Source organism: Bacillus alkalisoli, assembly GCF_002797415.1.
GTDB lineage: Bacteria > Bacillota > Bacilli > Bacillales > Bacillaceae_I > Bacillus_CD > Bacillus_CD alkalisoli.
The window spans coordinates 44,641-61,628 of record NZ_NISO01000006.1 but is presented as its reverse complement, the minus strand read 5'-3'; the positions used below and the strand labels follow the sequence as shown (position 1 = coordinate 61,628).

Annotated in this window: 15 protein-coding genes, 1 rRNA gene and 1 other annotated feature; of the genes, 15 read left to right on the top strand and 1 reads right to left on the bottom strand. The window is 37.1% G+C overall.

The window, feature by feature from the left end; translation table 11 throughout:
* Nucleotides 1-4: 4 nt before the first annotated feature.
* Nucleotides 5-121, top strand: a 5S ribosomal RNA gene (rrf, locus tag CDZ89_RS19475).
* A gap of 442 nt (nucleotides 122-563) precedes the next feature.
* On the opposite strand, the gene CDZ89_RS19465 is transcribed toward rrf, so the two are convergent.
* A complete protein-coding gene (locus tag CDZ89_RS19465) occupies nucleotides 564-1,532 on the bottom strand; it encodes an aminoglycoside phosphotransferase family protein (RefSeq protein ID WP_096156025.1) in 969 nt (322 codons plus the stop codon).
* 236 nt (nucleotides 1,533-1,768) lie between these two features.
* Here CDZ89_RS19465 and CDZ89_RS19460 point away from each other — a divergent pair, with 236 nt between their 5' ends.
* The 14 genes from CDZ89_RS19460 (at nucleotide 1,769) to rlmB (ending at nucleotide 16,985) form a co-directional block, all read left to right on the top strand.
* On the top strand, nucleotides 1,769-2,230 hold the full coding sequence (locus CDZ89_RS19460) for a CtsR family transcriptional regulator (RefSeq protein WP_096156023.1): 462 nt from the start codon (nucleotides 1,769-1,771) through the stop codon (nucleotides 2,228-2,230).
* 14 nt (nucleotides 2,231-2,244) lie between these two features.
* Nucleotides 2,245-2,787: a protein-arginine kinase activator protein McsA gene (locus CDZ89_RS19455; RefSeq protein ID WP_096156022.1), complete on the top strand. Its 543-nt coding sequence runs from the start codon at nucleotides 2,245-2,247 to the stop codon at nucleotides 2,785-2,787.
* Nucleotide 2,788: 1 nt separating this feature from the next.
* On the top strand, nucleotides 2,789-3,874 hold the full coding sequence (locus tag CDZ89_RS19450; RefSeq protein ID WP_096156020.1) for a protein-arginine kinase McsB: 1,086 nt from the start codon (nucleotides 2,789-2,791) through the stop codon (nucleotides 3,872-3,874).
* Nucleotides 3,871-6,309, top strand: coding sequence for an ATP-dependent protease ATP-binding subunit ClpC (gene clpC, locus CDZ89_RS19445; protein WP_100334352.1), 2,439 nt, complete (start codon nucleotides 3,871-3,873; stop codon nucleotides 6,307-6,309). Before CDZ89_RS19450 ends, clpC begins: the two co-directional genes overlap by 4 nt.
* A 368-nt stretch (nucleotides 6,310-6,677) precedes the next feature.
* Complete coding sequence (gene radA, locus CDZ89_RS19440) at nucleotides 6,678-8,051, top strand: DNA repair protein RadA (protein ID WP_096156017.1); 1,374 nt, start codon at nucleotides 6,678-6,680, stop codon at nucleotides 8,049-8,051.
* Nucleotides 8,052-8,059: 8 nt separating this feature from the next.
* Nucleotides 8,060-9,133, top strand: coding sequence for a DNA integrity scanning diadenylate cyclase DisA (gene disA / locus CDZ89_RS19435; protein ID WP_100334351.1), 1,074 nt, complete (start codon nucleotides 8,060-8,062; stop codon nucleotides 9,131-9,133).
* Between the two features lie 138 nt (nucleotides 9,134-9,271).
* Entirely contained in the window at nucleotides 9,272-10,366 is a 1,095-nt protein-coding gene (locus CDZ89_RS19430) for a PIN/TRAM domain-containing protein (RefSeq protein WP_100334350.1), read from the top strand.
* Between the two features lie 17 nt (nucleotides 10,367-10,383).
* Nucleotides 10,384-11,064: a 2-C-methyl-D-erythritol 4-phosphate cytidylyltransferase gene (ispD, locus tag CDZ89_RS19425; protein ID WP_100334349.1), complete on the top strand. Its 681-nt coding sequence runs from the start codon at nucleotides 10,384-10,386 to the stop codon at nucleotides 11,062-11,064.
* Between the two features lie 24 nt (nucleotides 11,065-11,088).
* Nucleotides 11,089-11,565 (top strand): 2-C-methyl-D-erythritol 2,4-cyclodiphosphate synthase, encoded by a 477-nt coding sequence (gene ispF, locus CDZ89_RS19420; protein WP_096156010.1) that lies wholly within the window; start codon nucleotides 11,089-11,091, stop codon nucleotides 11,563-11,565.
* 71 nt (nucleotides 11,566-11,636) lie between these two features.
* Nucleotides 11,637-13,088: a glutamate--tRNA ligase gene (gltX, locus tag CDZ89_RS19415; protein ID WP_100334348.1), complete on the top strand. Its 1,452-nt coding sequence runs from the start codon at nucleotides 11,637-11,639 to the stop codon at nucleotides 13,086-13,088.
* A 248-nt stretch (nucleotides 13,089-13,336) separates the two neighbouring features.
* Nucleotides 13,337-13,576: a binding site (T-box leader), on the top strand.
* A 203-nt stretch (nucleotides 13,577-13,779) separates the two neighbouring features.
* Nucleotides 13,780-14,421 carry a serine O-acetyltransferase gene (gene cysE, locus CDZ89_RS19410; RefSeq protein WP_100334347.1) on the top strand — a complete coding sequence of 214 codons (642 nt, stop codon included), beginning with the start codon at nucleotides 13,780-13,782 and terminating at the stop codon, nucleotides 14,419-14,421.
* Nucleotide 14,422: 1 nt separating this feature from the next.
* On the top strand, nucleotides 14,423-15,823 hold the full coding sequence (cysS, locus tag CDZ89_RS19405) for a cysteine--tRNA ligase (RefSeq protein ID WP_096156006.1): 1,401 nt from the start codon (nucleotides 14,423-14,425) through the stop codon (nucleotides 15,821-15,823).
* 36 nt (nucleotides 15,824-15,859) lie between these two features.
* Nucleotides 15,860-16,249, top strand: coding sequence for a Mini-ribonuclease 3 (locus tag CDZ89_RS19400; RefSeq protein ID WP_096157022.1), 390 nt, complete (start codon nucleotides 15,860-15,862; stop codon nucleotides 16,247-16,249).
* On the top strand, nucleotides 16,242-16,985 hold the full coding sequence (gene rlmB / locus CDZ89_RS19395; protein ID WP_096156005.1) for a 23S rRNA (guanosine(2251)-2'-O)-methyltransferase RlmB: 744 nt from the start codon (nucleotides 16,242-16,244) through the stop codon (nucleotides 16,983-16,985). Before CDZ89_RS19400 ends, rlmB begins: the two co-directional genes overlap by 8 nt.
* The last annotated feature ends 3 nt before the right edge of the window (nucleotides 16,986-16,988 follow it).

Here is a 16,988-nt window from a genome sequence, read left to right as displayed (position 1 = left end):
TATGTCTGGTAATGATGGCGAAGAGGCCACACCCGTTCCCATACCGAACACGGAAGTTAAGCTCTTCAGCGCCGATGGTAGTTGGGGGCTGTCCCCCTGTGAGAGTAGGACGTTGCCAGGCAATGAGAAAAGAAAAGTTCAGCGTTTAGACGCTGGGCTTTTTTTGTTCGTGTGAGGAATGGGGATGAAAGACCGAAGGTCTAATATAAAGTAGGAATACAGGATAAAATATAAACCAGATACTCGGCGGGACCAGAGGAGCGAGAAGGTCGAGGATGCGACGGAGTGAGTACCAGAGTGTACGTTTGCGAGGGTACGTGAGGAACGTAGCGACGGAAGCAGACGAAGAGATTCGAAGCTCATCTGGTTTCACCGCGAACACGGAAGTTCAGCTCTTCGGTGCGATGGTAGTTGGGGGCTGTCCCCCTGTGAGAGTAGGACGTTGCCAGGGCAATGAGAAAAGAAAAGTTAAGCGTTTAGGCGATGGGCTTTTTTGTATGTAAAAGATGAAGTGAAACTTAGTTATAAATTAGAAGAAAACGAACTTGATAGACCGAGAAAGTTCATTGTTTTCCATAACCCCCATTTGGAAACTCACTCAAGTATAACCTATTAAAGATATCTACTACTTCGAAAAAGTCCTTATTACAGTCTCCGCCTTCTTCTATTGACCAGCAAACAGACAAAATCGAGTGAACATATCCCCAAAGTAATAACCTTTCTTTATTCAAATCTAATTGTTCCACAAAAATTTCTATACGTTTTTGAATAACGTGGGTCTTATTATCATTTGGCAATCTATTTAATAAAAACTGTATAACATCATACTCTCTTTCGCCTACTAAGCCTTTAGGGTCAATCGCAACCCATCCTCTGGCATGACAGGATAATATATTATAATGATGCAAATCCCCGTGTAATACATAATATTTTTGAATGCTAGAATTCAAACGGCTAAATATAGATAAAACATTTAACAACAAATCAATTGAAAAGGGACCAATGCCATTCGGATTTTGTTGAATAATTCTCTTTAACGAAAATTCATTTTGTTGGGTAGTTTTTAATGGTGTGTGCAAATGAGCTTCTTTCCATAACTGTCTCATTACTTGGGCAGCAAGAAGAGTAGTAGCTTGATCATTTTTGATGGTGGATAACGGTATCCCAGGTACCAGTTGCTCTAAAAGCATTATTCCAGTTTCTTTTTCACAGTCTATTAAATTAACCATTCCTTTGTTATTTTTATATAATGAAATAGCGGTTAGTTCATCTTCAAATTCATGATTAGGTACAGATAATTTTAATACGAGCTTCTTTCCATCCCTGCAAATTACTGGAGCAACATAGTTGTATGAAAGTTCATAAGGCTCTTGTATGTAAAAGTTCCACTTTTTTTCGCAATAAGAAATTAGAGAGGGGAGGTTGTTTAACCATTCTCGTCCTTTCTCTTTATGAATAGCAGTTATCATGTTTGAATAGTTTTCTGGTATTTTTCTCATATATGTTCCTTTCATTCCTCTTTTTACACGCATTGTTTTTCCCAATGAATTAATCTTTTCTACATCAATTTGTCATTACCCTGCAACAATTCAAACATTAGTTGATATTTAATAATTACATAGAAAAATGTATTATTTTTTCTTATTCATGTTTAATTCCTAACAAAAAGTGGAACTCTGTTTAGGTACTTAATAGTTGAAAAATCCTTTAAGTTTATATATATTTTAATTATAGTCAAAGATAGTCAAGGTCAGAGGGGAGGGGTAGCATGAGAAACATTTCAGATATAATTGAACAATATTTAAAGCAAATAGTAGAACGTAATGAAGAAAATTTTGCAGAAATAAAACGAAGTGAAATTGCTGATAAGTTTGAATGTGTACCTTCTCAAATTAACTACGTTATTAATACGCGATTTACTTTAGAGCGTGGTTACGTAGTGGAAAGTAAACGTGGCGGTGGTGGTTATATTCGCATCATTAAGATTAAGCCTCATGATAACTTACACCTTATTGACCAAGTTTTAACTATTGTTCATAACAGAATATCGCAATCTAGTGCGGAAGATGTGATTTTTCGACTTATAGAAGAAGGAGTTATTTCTTCTAGAGAAGCGAAGATTATGATAAGTGTAATGGACCGTTCTGTCTTATACTTAGAACTTCCGGAAAGAGATGAATTACGTGCTCGCATGTTACATGCGATGATTACTACATTAAAGTATCGGTAAGGGAGAGATGTATCGTGATCTGTCAAGAATGTCAACAACGACCAGCTACCTTGCACTTTACAAAAATAATAAATGGTGAAAAGTCAGAAGTGCATTTATGTGAAGTATGTGCGCAAGAAAAAGGGGAAATGTTTTCTTTTCCTGGTAATGCTGGGTTTTCCATCAATAACTTATTAGGTGGCTTACTAAACACAGAACCACTTATTAATAAAGCGAGTCAAAATGCTTTTGCAGAACAAAAAGTTATTCAATGTGAGAAATGTAAAATGACGTTTGGCCAATTTGCAAAAGTAGGAAGGTTTGGGTGCTCGCAATGTTATAAAGCATTCCAAACTCGTTTAGAGCCAATTGTAAAAAGATTGCACAGTGGAAATGCTGAGCATGCTGGAAAAGTTCCAAAGCGAATCGGTGGTAGCATACATGTAAAGAAAGAACTAGAATCTTTAAAAGTAGAATTAAAGGAATTAATTAAACAGGAAGAATTTGAGCAAGCCGCCAAAGTTCGCGATAGTATAAGAGCGTTAGAGAAGAAATTAAGTAAAGAGGGGGAAGAGTAAAATGTCTCTTGAAAAGTTTCTTAACCTTGCGTTGAGCTCATGGATGAACGATGAAGGGCCAGCTTCTGACATCGTATTAAGCAGTCGAGTTCGTCTAGCTCGGAACTTAGAAGATATTAATTACCCAACGGTTGCTTCAAACGAAGAATCAAAGGGAATTGTTGAGTTACTAACAAAAGAAATGGTTGAATCAGCTTTGTTTAAAGAACTGGAGCTTGTAACGATTAGTGATTTGAAACCTGTAGAAAAAAGGGTGCTTGTAGAAAAACATCTAATAAGCCCTCATCTAGCTGAAGATTCACCATACGGGGCATGTTTGCTTTCTCAAGATGAAAGCATAAGCATCATGTTAAATGAAGAAGATCATATTCGCATACAATGCTTATTTCCTGGCTTACAGCTAGAAGAGGCATTAATAGTCGCTCAAGAGTTGGATGATGCGATAGAAGAAAAGGTAGACTATGCATTTGATGAAAAATACGGTTATTTAACAAGTTGTCCTACGAATGTAGGTACCGGTTTACGTGCATCTGTCATGATGCATTTACCTGCATTAGTTCTTACACAGCAAATGAATCGAATTGTTCCTGCAATTAATCAGTTAGGATTAGTTGTTAGAGGAATTTATGGGGAAGGTAGCGAAGCTTTAGGAAACATTTTTCAAATTTCTAATCAAATAACACTTGGAAAATCTGAAGAAGACATTGTTGAAGACTTATTAAGTGTAGTAAATCAATTAATTACGCAAGAGAGATCTGCACGAGAAGCATTACTTAAAACTTCTCACATACAATTAGAAGACAGAGTGTTTAGGTCTTATGGTGTTCTAGTAAATAGTAGAATCATTGAAACAAAAGAAGCTGCAAAATGTTTGTCAGATGTTCGACTAGGTATTGACTTAGGACTCATAAAACAAGTATCAAAAACGATATTAAATGAATTAATGATTGTAACCCAACCAGGATTTTTACAACAATACGCAGGCGGTCCACTAAGACCGAATGAGCGTGATATAAGAAGAGCAACGTTAATAAGAGAAAGACTACAATTAGAAAAAACGAAAGAAACTGGAGGCGATGATGTATGATGTTCGGTAGATTTACAGAGAGAGCACAAAAAGTATTAGCACTTGCTCAAGAAGAAGCACTTAGATTAAGTCATAACAATATAGGAACAGAACATATCTTACTTGGTTTAGTTCGTGAAGGGGAAGGTATAGCTGCAAAAGCATTAGTTGCACTAGGACTTGGACCAGAAAAGATTCAAAAAGAAGTAGAAAATTTAATTGGACACGGACAAGAAAATACACAGTCTATTCCTCACTATACACCAAGAGCAAAGAAAGTGATTGAGCTTTCAATGGATGAGGCAAGAAAGTTAGGTCATTCTTATGTTGGAACAGAGCATATCTTACTTGGATTAATTCGTGAAGGTGAAGGTGTTGCGGCACGCGTCCTAAATAATTTAGGTGTGAGCTTAAACAAAGCACGTCAACAAGTACTCCAACTGTTAGGAAGCAGTGAAACATCGAGTTCACACCAAGGTGGATCTACTTCTAATGTAAATACTCCTACTTTAGATAGCTTAGCGAGAGATTTAACTGCTGTAGCACGTGAAGGTAGTTTAGACCCTGTTATCGGTAGAAGTAAAGAAATTCAGCGAGTGATTGAAGTATTAAGTAGAAGAACAAAAAACAACCCAGTACTAATCGGTGAGCCTGGAGTCGGGAAAACAGCGATCGCTGAAGGATTAGCCCAGCAGATTGTAAATAATGAGGTTCCAGAGATTTTACGTGATAAAAGAGTCATGACATTAGATATGGGAACTGTTGTTGCTGGCACAAAATATCGTGGTGAGTTTGAAGATCGTCTTAAGAAAGTAATGGACGAAATTCGCCAGGCAGGAAATATCATTTTATTCATTGATGAGTTGCATACGTTAATTGGCGCTGGTGGTGCAGAAGGAGCAATTGACGCATCGAATATTTTGAAGCCGTCTTTAGCTCGTGGAGAATTACAATGTATCGGTGCAACAACGTTAGATGAATACCGTAAATATATTGAAAAAGATGCAGCACTAGAGCGTCGATTCCAACCAATTAGAGTGGATGAGCCAACAATTGAAGAATCGATTCAAATTTTAACTGGATTACGAGATCGCTATGAAGCGCATCACAGAGTTTCCATTACGGATGAAGCGATTGATCAGGCAGTGAAACTTTCTGACCGTTATATTTCTGACCGATTTTTACCTGATAAAGCAATTGACTTAATTGATGAAGCAGGATCTAAAGTTCGTTTACGTTCTTTTACAACTCCTCCAAATTTAAAGGAGTTAGAAATAAAGCTTGAAACAGTGAGAAATGAAAAAGATGCAGCGGTCCAAAGCCAAGAATTTGAAAAAGCAGCTTCTTTACGTGATTCAGAGCAGCGTTTACGCGAAAAGTTAGAAGAAACGAAGAAGCAGTGGAAAGAAAAGCAAGGACAAGAAAATAATGAAGTAACTGTAGAAGATATTGCTTTAGTTGTTGCTAGCTGGACTGGAATTCCAGTATCCAAATTAGCACAAACAGAAACAGATAAGCTTCTTAACATGGAGGAATTGTTGCATGCACGTGTTATTGGTCAAGATGAAGCAGTAAAAGCTGTCTCAAAAGCTGTTCGCCGTGCACGTGCTGGTTTAAAAGACCCGAAGCGTCCTATCGGCTCCTTTATTTTCCTTGGGCCTACAGGGGTAGGTAAAACAGAGCTTGCAAGAGCTTTAGCAGAGTCTATGTTCGGTGATGAAGATTCTATGATTCGTATTGATATGTCTGAATTTATGGAGAAACATTCTACATCGCGTTTAGTGGGTTCTCCTCCAGGGTATGTAGGTTATGATGAGGGTGGACAATTAACAGAAAAAGTTCGCCGTAAGCCTTACTCTGTTGTCTTATTAGATGAAATTGAAAAAGCACATCCTGATGTGTTCAACATTTTACTACAAGTACTAGAAGACGGCAGACTTACAGATTCTAAAGGTAGAACAGTAGATTTCCGAAACACTATTTTAATTATGACGTCCAATGTGGGAGCAGAAGCTCTTAAACGTAATAAGTATGTTGGTTTTAACGTACAAGATGAAAACCAAAATTATAAAGATATGAAAGGAAAAGTGATGGATGAGCTGAAAAAAGCGTTCCGTCCAGAATTCCTAAACCGTATCGATGAAATGATTGTGTTCCATTCTTTAGAGAAGCCACACTTAAAAGAGATTGTTACATTACTTGCTGATCAACTAACAAAACGTTTAAAAGAACAAGATATTGAGTTGGAATTAACGGAAGCAGCTAAAGATAAAATCTCTGAAGAGGGTTATGACCCAGAGTACGGGGCAAGACCACTACGCCGTGCTATTCAAAAGCATATTGAAGATAAGCTTTCAGAAGAGCTATTAAAAGGAACAATTGAAAAAGGACAAAAAATAGTTTTAGATGTCGTTGAAAACGAATTTATTGTCCGCCCTGTAGAAAAAGTTAAATAACTGTCTAATTATTTATTGGCTATGTTAAAAAGGTATGTTGATTTATTATAACAATCTAGCTGTTGATTGGAGCGCCTGTCGTAGACTCCTTGAAAATGCTACCGCATTTTCTTCGTGCGATGCTTCGCTGCCGTAGCCTTCCTTGTCCCGCGGAAGCGGAGATATGCGCGGAAGTCAACAGAGGTGTATAACAGAGCTAAATTAATAAAAAGGAGGTAAACATAAGCAAAATGTGTTTACCTCTTTCTTGTATAGGTAGAAACTCACTTTTCATGAAAAAATAATAGCTAAAATTAGATTGTACATATTAAATGTTGTATCATAAAATTAGGAAAACAATGGTATTTTTAACTGGAGAGGGTTTTAGTATGGCAAAACGTAAGACGAAGTTTATTTGTCAGAGTTGCGGGTATGAATCACCAAAATGGATGGGGAAGTGCCCAGGGTGTAATGCTTGGAATACGATGACAGAAGAGGTAGAGGAGAGAAGTACTGGCAGAAGAGGTGCTTTTACAACAGGTGCTGCAACGATAAGAAAGCCAGAGTCAATCACTTCCATTCAAACGATGAAAGAACCACGCATTTTTACAGACATGGAGGAATTTAACCGTGTGTTAGGTGGAGGTATTGTACAAGGTTCCCTTGTATTAATAGGGGGAGACCCTGGTATAGGAAAGTCTACACTTCTTTTGCAAGTTTGTTCTCAATTAGCTACAAAGAAGCATAGAGTGTTATATATTTCTGGTGAAGAATCTGTTCAGCAAACAAAATTACGCGCCGATCGTTTAGAGGTCAATGCAGATGAGCTTTTCGTATTATCGGAAACAGACTTTGATTTGATTGCAAAAGCGGTAGAAGAGGTACAACCAACATTATTGATTGTTGATTCAATTCAAACAGTTTATCACCCAGCAGTTACTTCTGCGCCTGGTAGCGTATCGCAAGTCCGTGAGTGTACAGCAGAATTGATGAGAATTGCCAAAACAAAAAACATCGCTGCCTTTATTGTTGGGCATGTAACAAAAGAAGGAGCAATAGCTGGGCCGCGTCTTTTAGAGCATATGGTAGATACAGTTCTTTATTTTGAAGGAGAGCGTCACCATACATATCGAATATTACGATCCGTTAAAAATCGTTTTGGATCGACAAATGAAATTGGAATATTTGAAATGAAAGAAGTTGGCTTAGCGGAAGTGCAAAATCCATCGGAGATATTTTTAGAGGAGCGTTCAAAAGGTTCGGCAGGCTCAACGGTAGTCGCATCTATGGAAGGAACCCGTCCGGTATTAGTAGAGATACAAGCACTTATTTCCGCGACAGGCTACGGAAATCCACGAAGAATGGCAACTGGCATCGATCATAACCGAGTTAACTTAATTATGGCTGTACTTGAAAAACGAGTAGGACTATTATTACAAAACCAAGATGCTTATTTGAAAGTTGCTGGTGGTGTCAAACTCGATGAACCAGCTATAGACTTGGCAATTGCAGTAAGTATCGCTTCCAGTTTTCGAAATCAAGCATCAGATGCAGCGGATGTAGTTATTGGAGAAGTCGGATTAACTGGAGAGATTCGGAGGGTTTCACGAATAGAGCAGCGTGTTCAGGAAGCGGCAAAGTTAGGATTCAAACGTGTCATTATACCAGCGAAAAACTTAGGCGGTTGGACGGCTCCAGAAGGGATTGCAGTTATAGGGGTTGCAACGATAGAACAAGCATTGCAATATGTTCTAGGGGGTTAGAGACAAGAATGGAAGATATAAATCAAAATGAAAAGCTAGTGGCAGAAATTTTACAGTTTATTGCACCTGGCACCCCAATTCGTGAAGGGCTAGACAATATTTTGCGTTCGAATACTGGTGGTCTTGTTGTTGTTGGATATAACGAGAAAGTAAAAGAAATTGTGGACGGCGGCTTTTCTATAAATTGCTCGTTTAGTCCAGCTTATGTGTATGAGTTAGCTAAAATGGACGGAGCCATTATATTAAATGAAAAAGGCACTAAAATATTATATGCAAACGCACAATTAACTCCTAATCCAACTATCCTTTCTACCGAAACAGGAATGAGACATCGTACAGCAGAGCGGGTGGCAAAGCAAACTGGGAGCCTTGTTGTTGCTATTTCTCAACGACGTAACGTTATCACTTTATACAAAGGTGAATTTCGCTATGCATTAAAAGATATCGGAGTAATTTTTACGAAAGCAAATCAAGCAATCCAAACGTTAGAAAAGTATAAATCGGTACTTGATCAAAGTATAACGAATTTAGGAGCACTAGAATTTGAGGAACAAGTTACGTTTATGGAACTTTTGCAGGTTATACATCGTATAGAAATGGTATTAAGAATAAAAAATGAAATCATTAGCTATATTAATGAATTAGGAACAGAAGGTCGTCTTATCCGTCTTCAGCTTACAGAGTTAATCGCACATATGGAAGAAGAGACAATTTTATTAATTAAGGATTATTGTGTGGAAAAAAATGTAGATGCATTTGTTATATTAAAAAAGTTACAGAAGCTTTCCAATACAGACTTGTTAGATGATAACATCATATTAAAGCTATTAGGTTATTCTAGCTTTACAAGTCCAGAAGAATTAGTTTTACCCAGAGGATATAGAGTTCTTCATAAAATTCCACGCCTCCCACCAGTAATCATCGAAAACTTAGTAACCCGTTTTAAAAGATTGAAGCATACCATGGTTGCTTCGGTTGAAGAGTTAGATGATGTAGAAGGTATTGGGGAAGTAAGGGCGAGAAAGATAAAAGAAGGCTTAAAACGTATTCAGGATCAACTGTTAATTGATAGGCAAATATAACTTTCTACCAAAAGAGGCGACTTTCGTGACAACAATATTGCAGAAACATGTCAAAAACTTAACAAAAAATATTTTTCTAAGCATAATGACGTTTCAATTGTTTGAAACTGTTTATAATGTATAAAGGGAGGTGAAACAATGTTAAGGCGCATTGTTCAATTATTTTTTATTGTTATAGGTGGAATGCTAGGTATATTTTTTATTCCTGAACTTTTCTCATTATTAAATTTAGGTGGTATAGAACTGCTAAACAAGCCTTATACTGTTGCCATTTTTGGTGCCATTATATTTTTTATTCTTACTTTTTGGTTTGTTGATTATGTAGTTGGCTTTATTAAGTGGGTGGAAGAGTCCATTGTAAAAGCTCCAGTTACTGACGTTTTGTTTGGTAGTTTAGGCTTGATACTTGGTTTAATTGTTGCTTACTTAGCTGTTATTCCATTAGAGAAAATCCCTTTTCAAATTGTAAGTACGGTAATACCGATTTTTGTAACGCTATTATTAGGTTATTTAGGGTTCCAAGTAGGATTTAAAAAGCGTGATGAATTAGTAAGTTTATTTTCTATTTCTACTAAATTTGGAAAAAAGAAAGCCACAGAAGACGAAGAGGTGGATCTTTCTTCTAAAAAATTAAAAATTTTAGATACAAGTGTTATTATAGATGGGCGAGTTGCGGATATATGTCAAACTGGATTTTTAGAGGGAACGATTGTCATTCCTCGATTTGTTCTTGAAGAGCTTCAACATATAGCAGACTCCTCTGACGTATTAAAAAGAAATAGAGGGCGTCGTGGCTTAGATATTTTAAATCGAATTCAAAAAGAATTAGCTATCAAAGTAGAAATTTATGAAGGCAACTATGAAGAGATTCAAGAAGTGGACAGTAAGTTAGTGAAACTGGCTAAATTAACTTCTGGCGTTGTTGTTACTAATGATTTTAATTTAAATAAAGTATGTGAATTACAAAACGTAGCGGTTCTTAACATTAACGATTTAGCTAATGCTGTTAAGCCAGTAGTACTTCCAGGGGAAGAGATGACCGTTCAAGTTATTAAAGATGGGAAAGAATATAACCAAGGTGTGGCCTATTTAGATGACGGAACGATGATTGTTGTAGAAGAAGGTCGAGATTATATCGGAAAGCATATTGAAGTGTTAGTAACAAGTGTACTACAAACGTCTGCTGGCCGTATGATTTTTGCAAAGCCTAAACTTTTAGAAAAAGCATTATAATAGAGTGGAGAATTAGTATGTCTTATCAAGTAATCATTCCTGCAGCAGGTCAAGGAAAGCGGATGAACGCTGGAATGAACAAGCAGTTTATTGAATTAGAACAAAAGCCAGTTATTATTCATACATTACTAGTTTTTGAACATGACCCACTATGTGATCAAATATTAATGGTTGTTAATGAGCAAGAAATAGATATGTTTCAAGTTCTTCTGGAAAAGTACAGCATTACAAAAGTGAAAAAGCTTGTACACGGAGGAAAAGAGCGTCAAGATAGTGTTTACTATGGGATGAAGGCAGCAAAGAAAGACGGAATTGTTCTAGTGCACGATGGTGCAAGACCATTCATACGTCAAACATTCATCCATCGGTTAGTAGAGAAAGCAACAGAAACAGGTGCAGCAATTTTAGCTGTACCTGTAAAAGATACCATCAAAAAAGTTATAAATGGTATTGCGACGGAAACAATCGAAAGGTCTAGCTTGTGGAGCATCCAAACACCACAAGCTTTTCGTTTTTCCATATTAGATGAAGCTCATGAAAAAGCTAAGAAAGATAACTTTTTAGGCACAGACGAAGCTAGTCTTGTAGAGAGAATAGGTGTGGACGTTCACATTGTTGAGGGAGACTATGAGAACATTAAACTTACCACTCAAGAAGATTTACTTTACGCAAATGCAATTTTATCAAAGAACAATTAGTGATAGTTAACGGAGGATATCGATATGTTTCGAATTGGACAAGGTTTTGATGTACATCAACTTGTAGAGGGAAGACCACTTATTATTGGTGGAATTACAATCCCTTATGAAAAGGGATTATTAGGTCATTCAGACGCAGATGTGTTATTACACACTATTGCGGATGCATGTCTAGGAGCTATTGGAGAAGGCGATATCGGAAAACATTTTCCAGATACAGATGAAGCATTTAAAGATGCTGATTCAGCCCAATTATTAATACATGTTTGGAAGTTAGTTACGGAACGTGGTTATAGCCTAGGAAATATCGATTGTACGATTATTGCCCAAATGCCCAAAATGGCACCGCACATTCAAGCGATGAGAGAAAGAATAGCGGAGCTCTTAGAAGCATCGTCAGATCAAGTAAACGTAAAAGCAACAACAACTGAAAAGTTAGGATTTACAGGTCGTGGCGAAGGTATCGCCTCCCAAGCGACAGTACTTTTAATGAAAAACTAAAAACTCCTATTATTTTTAGTTTTTTATGATAAAATAGTGCAAGGATTTTATTGAAAACGGAGGAACTACAAATGTCAGTACGTGTACGCTATGCCCCAAGTCCAACAGGGCACTTACATATTGGAAATGCCAGAACAGCATTATTTAACTACTTATATGCTCGCAACCAAAATGGAAAGTTTATTATTCGCATTGAAGATACAGATAAAAAGCGCAATATTGAAGGCGGAGAAGAAAGTCAGTTAAAATTTTTAAAATGGCTTGGAATGGACTGGGATGAAAGTGTCGATGTTGGTGGAGAGTTCGGTCCATATCGTCAGTCAGAACGAAACGACATTTACAAGAAGTATTATGAGGAGCTACTTGAAAAAGGTTTAGCTTACAAATGTTATTGCACGGAAGAAGAATTGGAGGCAGAGCGTGAAGAGCAAGCGGCTAAAGGCGAGAATCCTCGTTACTCCGGGAAACATCGTGATTTAACAGAGGAGCAAAGAGCAACATATGAAGCAGAAGGGAAATTACCTAGCATCCGCTTTCGCGTACCAACCGGGAAAGATATAAAGTTTGTTGATATGGTTAAAGGGGAAGTATCCTTTGAAACAGAAGGCATTGGTGACTATGTAATTGTGAAAAAAGATGGTACACCGACGTACAATTTTGCAGTAGCGGTTGACGATCACTTAATGCAAATTACACACGTTCTTCGTGGTGATGACCATATTTCTAACACACCGAAACAAATTATGATTTATGAAGCACTTGGATGGGACGTTCCTCAATTTGGTCATATGACGTTAATTGTGAATGAAAGCCGTAAAAAGCTTAGTAAGCGTGATGAAAGTATTATTCAGTTTATTGAACAATACGAAGAGTTAGGCTACCTACCAGAAGCGCTATTTAATTTTATTGGCTTGTTAGGTTGGTCTCCGGGTGGAGAAGAAGAATTGTTTTCAAAAGAAGAATTTATTAACATCTTTGATCCTAGCCGACTATCCAAATCACCAGCTGTTTTTGATACACAAAAATTAACATGGATGAATAATCAATATATTAAAAAGTTAGACGTAGATACACTTGTTACGTTAGCGTTACCACACTTAATGAAGGCAGGTCTTCTACCAGAAAATATGACGGATGCAAAAAAAGATTGGACACGCGATTTAATAGCGTTACATCAAGAAAAAATGAGCTATGGTGCAGAAATTGTATCACTAACAGAATTGTTCTTTAAAACTCATATTGAGTATGAAGAAGAAGCAAAAGAAGTTTTAGCTCAAGAACAAGTTCCAGAGGTAGTAAAAGCATTCCATGAAGAGCTATCAGCTTTAGAAGATTTTTCTGCAGACAATATTAAAGCTGCAATAAAAGCTGTTCAAAAAGCAACTGGCCAAAAAGGTAAAAACTTATTTATGCCAATACGTGTTGCTACAACGGGTCAAACACACGGCCCAGACTTACCACAAGCAATAAGCTTATTAGGTAAAGAAACAGTTTTAGCGCGATTAGAAAAACTTTTTAGTTAAGTTAGTTTTGTAATGTACAAATACTATACGAAAAACAAATAATAAAACTGATTACTATCATATAAAACAAAGACCATTACTTAATGGATGAATAAGCGTTATTTTGGCAAAAATTTTGTTTTACACTAAACGAACTGTCATTATGAAATTATTTTAGTTAACAAATCTTTAAAAAGGTAATATAGTATAAGTACTAAATGCCTTTTTAAAATTATGGCTATCGAAAAACGAACTGTTATTAAAATAATATTGGAACGAAGAAGAGGAGAGTAAATGGAATTGAGTCATTCCAGAGAGAGCTACGTTTGGTGAGAGTAGCTTATGAATCAGTCCTTTGAAGTGCACCTCGGAGTCTATTGCTAAAAAGCTTGAAAGCTAGCCTAGTAAGTAATAGCGGCTAACCTCCCGTTACGAGGAAGAGTGGAGAAATAGTAAAGCGCATTTACTATATCTAAACAGAGTGGAACCGCGCCGAAAGCGTCTCTGTGTCAATATGACACAGAGACTTTTTTAGTTTTTTAAAACGCAAAAAAGTTGATTTCAGCTGCGAGTGTGAGACTCCTGCGGGAAAGCGCGTCAAGCGAGACCCCACAGGCGCCAAAAGCGAACACCTGCAGCTGAAATCAACAGTTAGCAATGTAAGGTATGTTGAAAAAAGAAAAATAAAACCCCTCGTAAAGGAGGAACGAAAATGTGGAAAATTTTAAAAGAAGATATTGAAGTAATCTTTGAACAAGACCCAGCAGCTAGAAGTTATATAGAAGTCATCTTAACTTATTCTGGACTACATGCCATATGGGCGCATCGATTAGCACACGGCTTGTTTAAACGTAAGTTGTTTTTCCTAGCGAGATCTGTATCGCAAATAAGCAGATTTTTTACGGGAATTGAAATACATCCTGGGGCAAAAATAGGAAGAAAGTTCTTTATCGATCACGGAATGGGAGTAGTCATTGGAGAAACGTGTGAAATTGGCGATAACGTAACAGTATATCAAGGAGTTACACTCGGAGGTACCGGTAAGGAAAAGGGGAAAAGACACCCGACCTTGCAAGACAATGCACTAATTGCAGCTGGAGCGAAAGTGTTAGGGAATATTACAATTGGTGAAAACTCTAAAGTAGGAGCGGGTTCCGTTGTACTAAAAGATGTCCCTAATAACTCTACCGTTGTTGGTATTCCTGGAAAAATCGTTATTCAAAACGGTGTTAAGGTAAAGAAAGATCTAAACCATCAAGACTTACCAGATCCAATTGCAGATAGATTTTTAGAACTCGAAAATGAAGTGAAAGAACTACAGGAACAATTACAGAAATGGAAAGAGAGGTCATAATATGGCTATTCAACTTTATAACACGTTAACTCGTAAAAAAGAACCCTTCATACCGTTAGAAGAAGGAAAGGTAAAGATGTACGTGTGTGGTCCTACTGTTTACAACTATATTCATATAGGGAATGCTCGTCCAGCCATTGCATTTGATACAGTAAGAAGATATTTAGAGTACCGCGGATATGACGTGAAGTATATCTCAAACTTTACAGATGTAGATGACAAGTTAATTAAAGCTGCAAATGAATTAGGCGAAGATGTTCCAACAATCGCAGAGCGTTTCATTGAGGCGTACTTTGAAGACACGGCTGCACTAGGATGCAAAAAAGCGGATGCACACCCTAGAGTAACAGAAAGTATGGACATCATCATTGAATTTATCGAGGCATTAATTGATAAAGATTTTGCTTACGAATCTGGTGGTGACGTTTATTATAGAACGAGAAAATTCGAAGGCTACGGAAAGCTTTCTCACCAATCTATTGATGAATTACAGCTAGGAGCCCGTATTGAAGTTGGGGAGAAAAAGCAAGATTCATTAGACTTCGTTTTATGGAAAGCGGCAAAAGAAGGAGAAATCTTTTGGGATAGTCCATGGGGCAAAGGTAGACCTGGCTGGCATATTGAATGCTCTGCCATGGCAAAAAAGTATCTAGGAGATTCCATTGATATACATGCAGGGGGGCAAGACTTAGCATTCCCTCACCACGAAAATGAAATTGCTCAATCAGAAGCAGTGACTGGGAAACAATTCGCAAAATATTGGATGCATAACGGGTATATTAATATTGATAACGAAAAAATGTCTAAGTCACTAGGAAACTTTGTACTTGTACACGATATTATTAAGCAACACGACCCACAATTAATTCGTTTCTTTATGCTTTCCGTACATTACCGTCATCCGATCAACTATAATGAGGAATTATTGCAAAATACGAAGAACGGGTTAGAGAGATTATCTACATCTTACTTTAATCTGAAACATCGTTTAGAAAGTAGTACAAATTTAGCACATAATACAGAAGATTGGTTAGAAAAAGTAGCTAGTTTTAAGCAACAATTTATTGAGGCAATGGACGATGACTTTAATACGGCGAACGCTATTTCTACTTTGTTTGATTTAGCGAAGCAAGCTAACCTGTATTTAAATGAAAATGTAACATCTGAAAGTGTAATATATGCGTTCATTCAGTCATTTGATGATTTTTTCAATGTGTTAGGAATTACAATGCAAAAAGAGCAAGAGTTATTGGATGAGGAAATTGAATTGTTAATTCAGCAACGAATTGATGCGAGAAAAAACCGTGACTTTGCTCTTGCAGATAAAATTAGAGATGAATTAAAAGAACGAAATATTATTTTAGAAGATACTCCGCAAGGAACAAGGTGGAAAAGAGGATAAAAGGTGAAAGTAAAAAAGAATTTAGATGCAAAACAAATGAATAGTTTAGCGTTGGCGTACGTAGGAGATGCCATTTATGAAAGTTATGTGAGGTTGCATTTACTAGAGCAAGGTAATGTTAGACCGAATCAACTTCATCAAACAGGTACAAAGTATGTATCTGCAAAATCACAAGCTAACCTTTTACACAAGTTAATGGATAAGAACTTTTTTTCAGAGGAAGAAATTGCAGTAATTAAGCGTGGGAGAAACGCGAAGTCTGGGACAGTACCGAAAAATACTGATGTCCAAACATACCGTTATTCAACCGCGTTTGAGGCTTTGATTGGCCATTTATTTTTAAATGATGAAGAGGAAAGAATGGAACAATTTATTAATACATGCATGCAGATGGTAGACGATGAAAGGGGTGTAGGGCGTGTCTAAAGAATTTATTATTGGTAGAAACCCTGTATTAGAAGCGATTAAAGCAAACCGAGAAATAAATAAGATTTGGGTTGGAGAAGGTGCAACGAAAGGTTCCATACAACAGGTTATTGGATTAGCTAAAGAAGCGAATATAATCATTCAATTCGTACCGAAGAAAAAGTTAGACCAACTAGCAGAAGGAAATCATCAAGGTGTTATTGCATCTGTAGCGGCATATGACTATGCGGAGATGGACGATTTATTTGCAAATGCAGAAAAAAGCGGTACAGCGCCTTTCTTTCTTATCCTTGATGAATTAGAAGACCCGCACAATTTAGGGTCCATCATGAGAACAGCTGATGCTATTGGAGCACATGGAATAATCATTCCAAAACGTAGGTCAGTTGGTTTAACAGCAACAGTTGCGAAAGCATCTACAGGAGCAATAGAGCATATCCCAGTAGTGAGGGTTACGAATTTAGCGAGAACGGTCGATGAATTAAAGGATAGAGGACTATGGATATTCGGAACGGATGCAAAGGGTAAAGTAGACTACCGCCAGATGGATGGTTCACTTCCCCTAGGCTTGATTATTGGTAGTGAAGGTAAAGGAATGAGTCGATTACTAAAGGAAAAATGCGACTTTTTATTATCACTACCAATGGTAGGAAAGGTCACTTCGCTAAACGCTTCAATAGCGGCAAGTTTGTTAATGTATGAGGTGTATAGAAAAAGAAACCCTGTTGGGGAATAATAG

Coding starts and splice junctions, on each gene's coding strand:
- CDZ89_RS19465 (WP_096156025.1), bottom strand. CDS start 1,532: ATGCGTGTAAAAAGAGGAATGAAAGGAACATATATGAGAAAAATACCA.
- CDZ89_RS19460 (WP_096156023.1), top strand. CDS start 1,769: ATGAGAAACATTTCAGATATAATTGAACAATATTTAAAGCAAATAGTA.
- CDZ89_RS19450 (WP_096156020.1), top strand. CDS start 2,789: ATGTCTCTTGAAAAGTTTCTTAACCTTGCGTTGAGCTCATGGATGAAC.
- clpC (WP_100334352.1), top strand. CDS start 3,871: ATGATGTTCGGTAGATTTACAGAGAGAGCACAAAAAGTATTAGCACTT.
- radA (WP_096156017.1), top strand. CDS start 6,678: ATGGCAAAACGTAAGACGAAGTTTATTTGTCAGAGTTGCGGGTATGAA.
- disA (WP_100334351.1), top strand. CDS start 8,060: ATGGAAGATATAAATCAAAATGAAAAGCTAGTGGCAGAAATTTTACAG.
- CDZ89_RS19430 (WP_100334350.1), top strand. CDS start 9,272: ATGTTAAGGCGCATTGTTCAATTATTTTTTATTGTTATAGGTGGAATG.
- ispD (WP_100334349.1), top strand. CDS start 10,384: ATGTCTTATCAAGTAATCATTCCTGCAGCAGGTCAAGGAAAGCGGATG.
- ispF (WP_096156010.1), top strand. CDS start 11,089: ATGTTTCGAATTGGACAAGGTTTTGATGTACATCAACTTGTAGAGGGA.
- gltX (WP_100334348.1), top strand. CDS start 11,637: ATGTCAGTACGTGTACGCTATGCCCCAAGTCCAACAGGGCACTTACAT.
- cysE (WP_100334347.1), top strand. CDS start 13,780: ATGTGGAAAATTTTAAAAGAAGATATTGAAGTAATCTTTGAACAAGAC.
- cysS (WP_096156006.1), top strand. CDS start 14,423: ATGGCTATTCAACTTTATAACACGTTAACTCGTAAAAAAGAACCCTTC.
- CDZ89_RS19400 (WP_096157022.1), top strand. CDS start 15,860: ATGAATAGTTTAGCGTTGGCGTACGTAGGAGATGCCATTTATGAAAGT.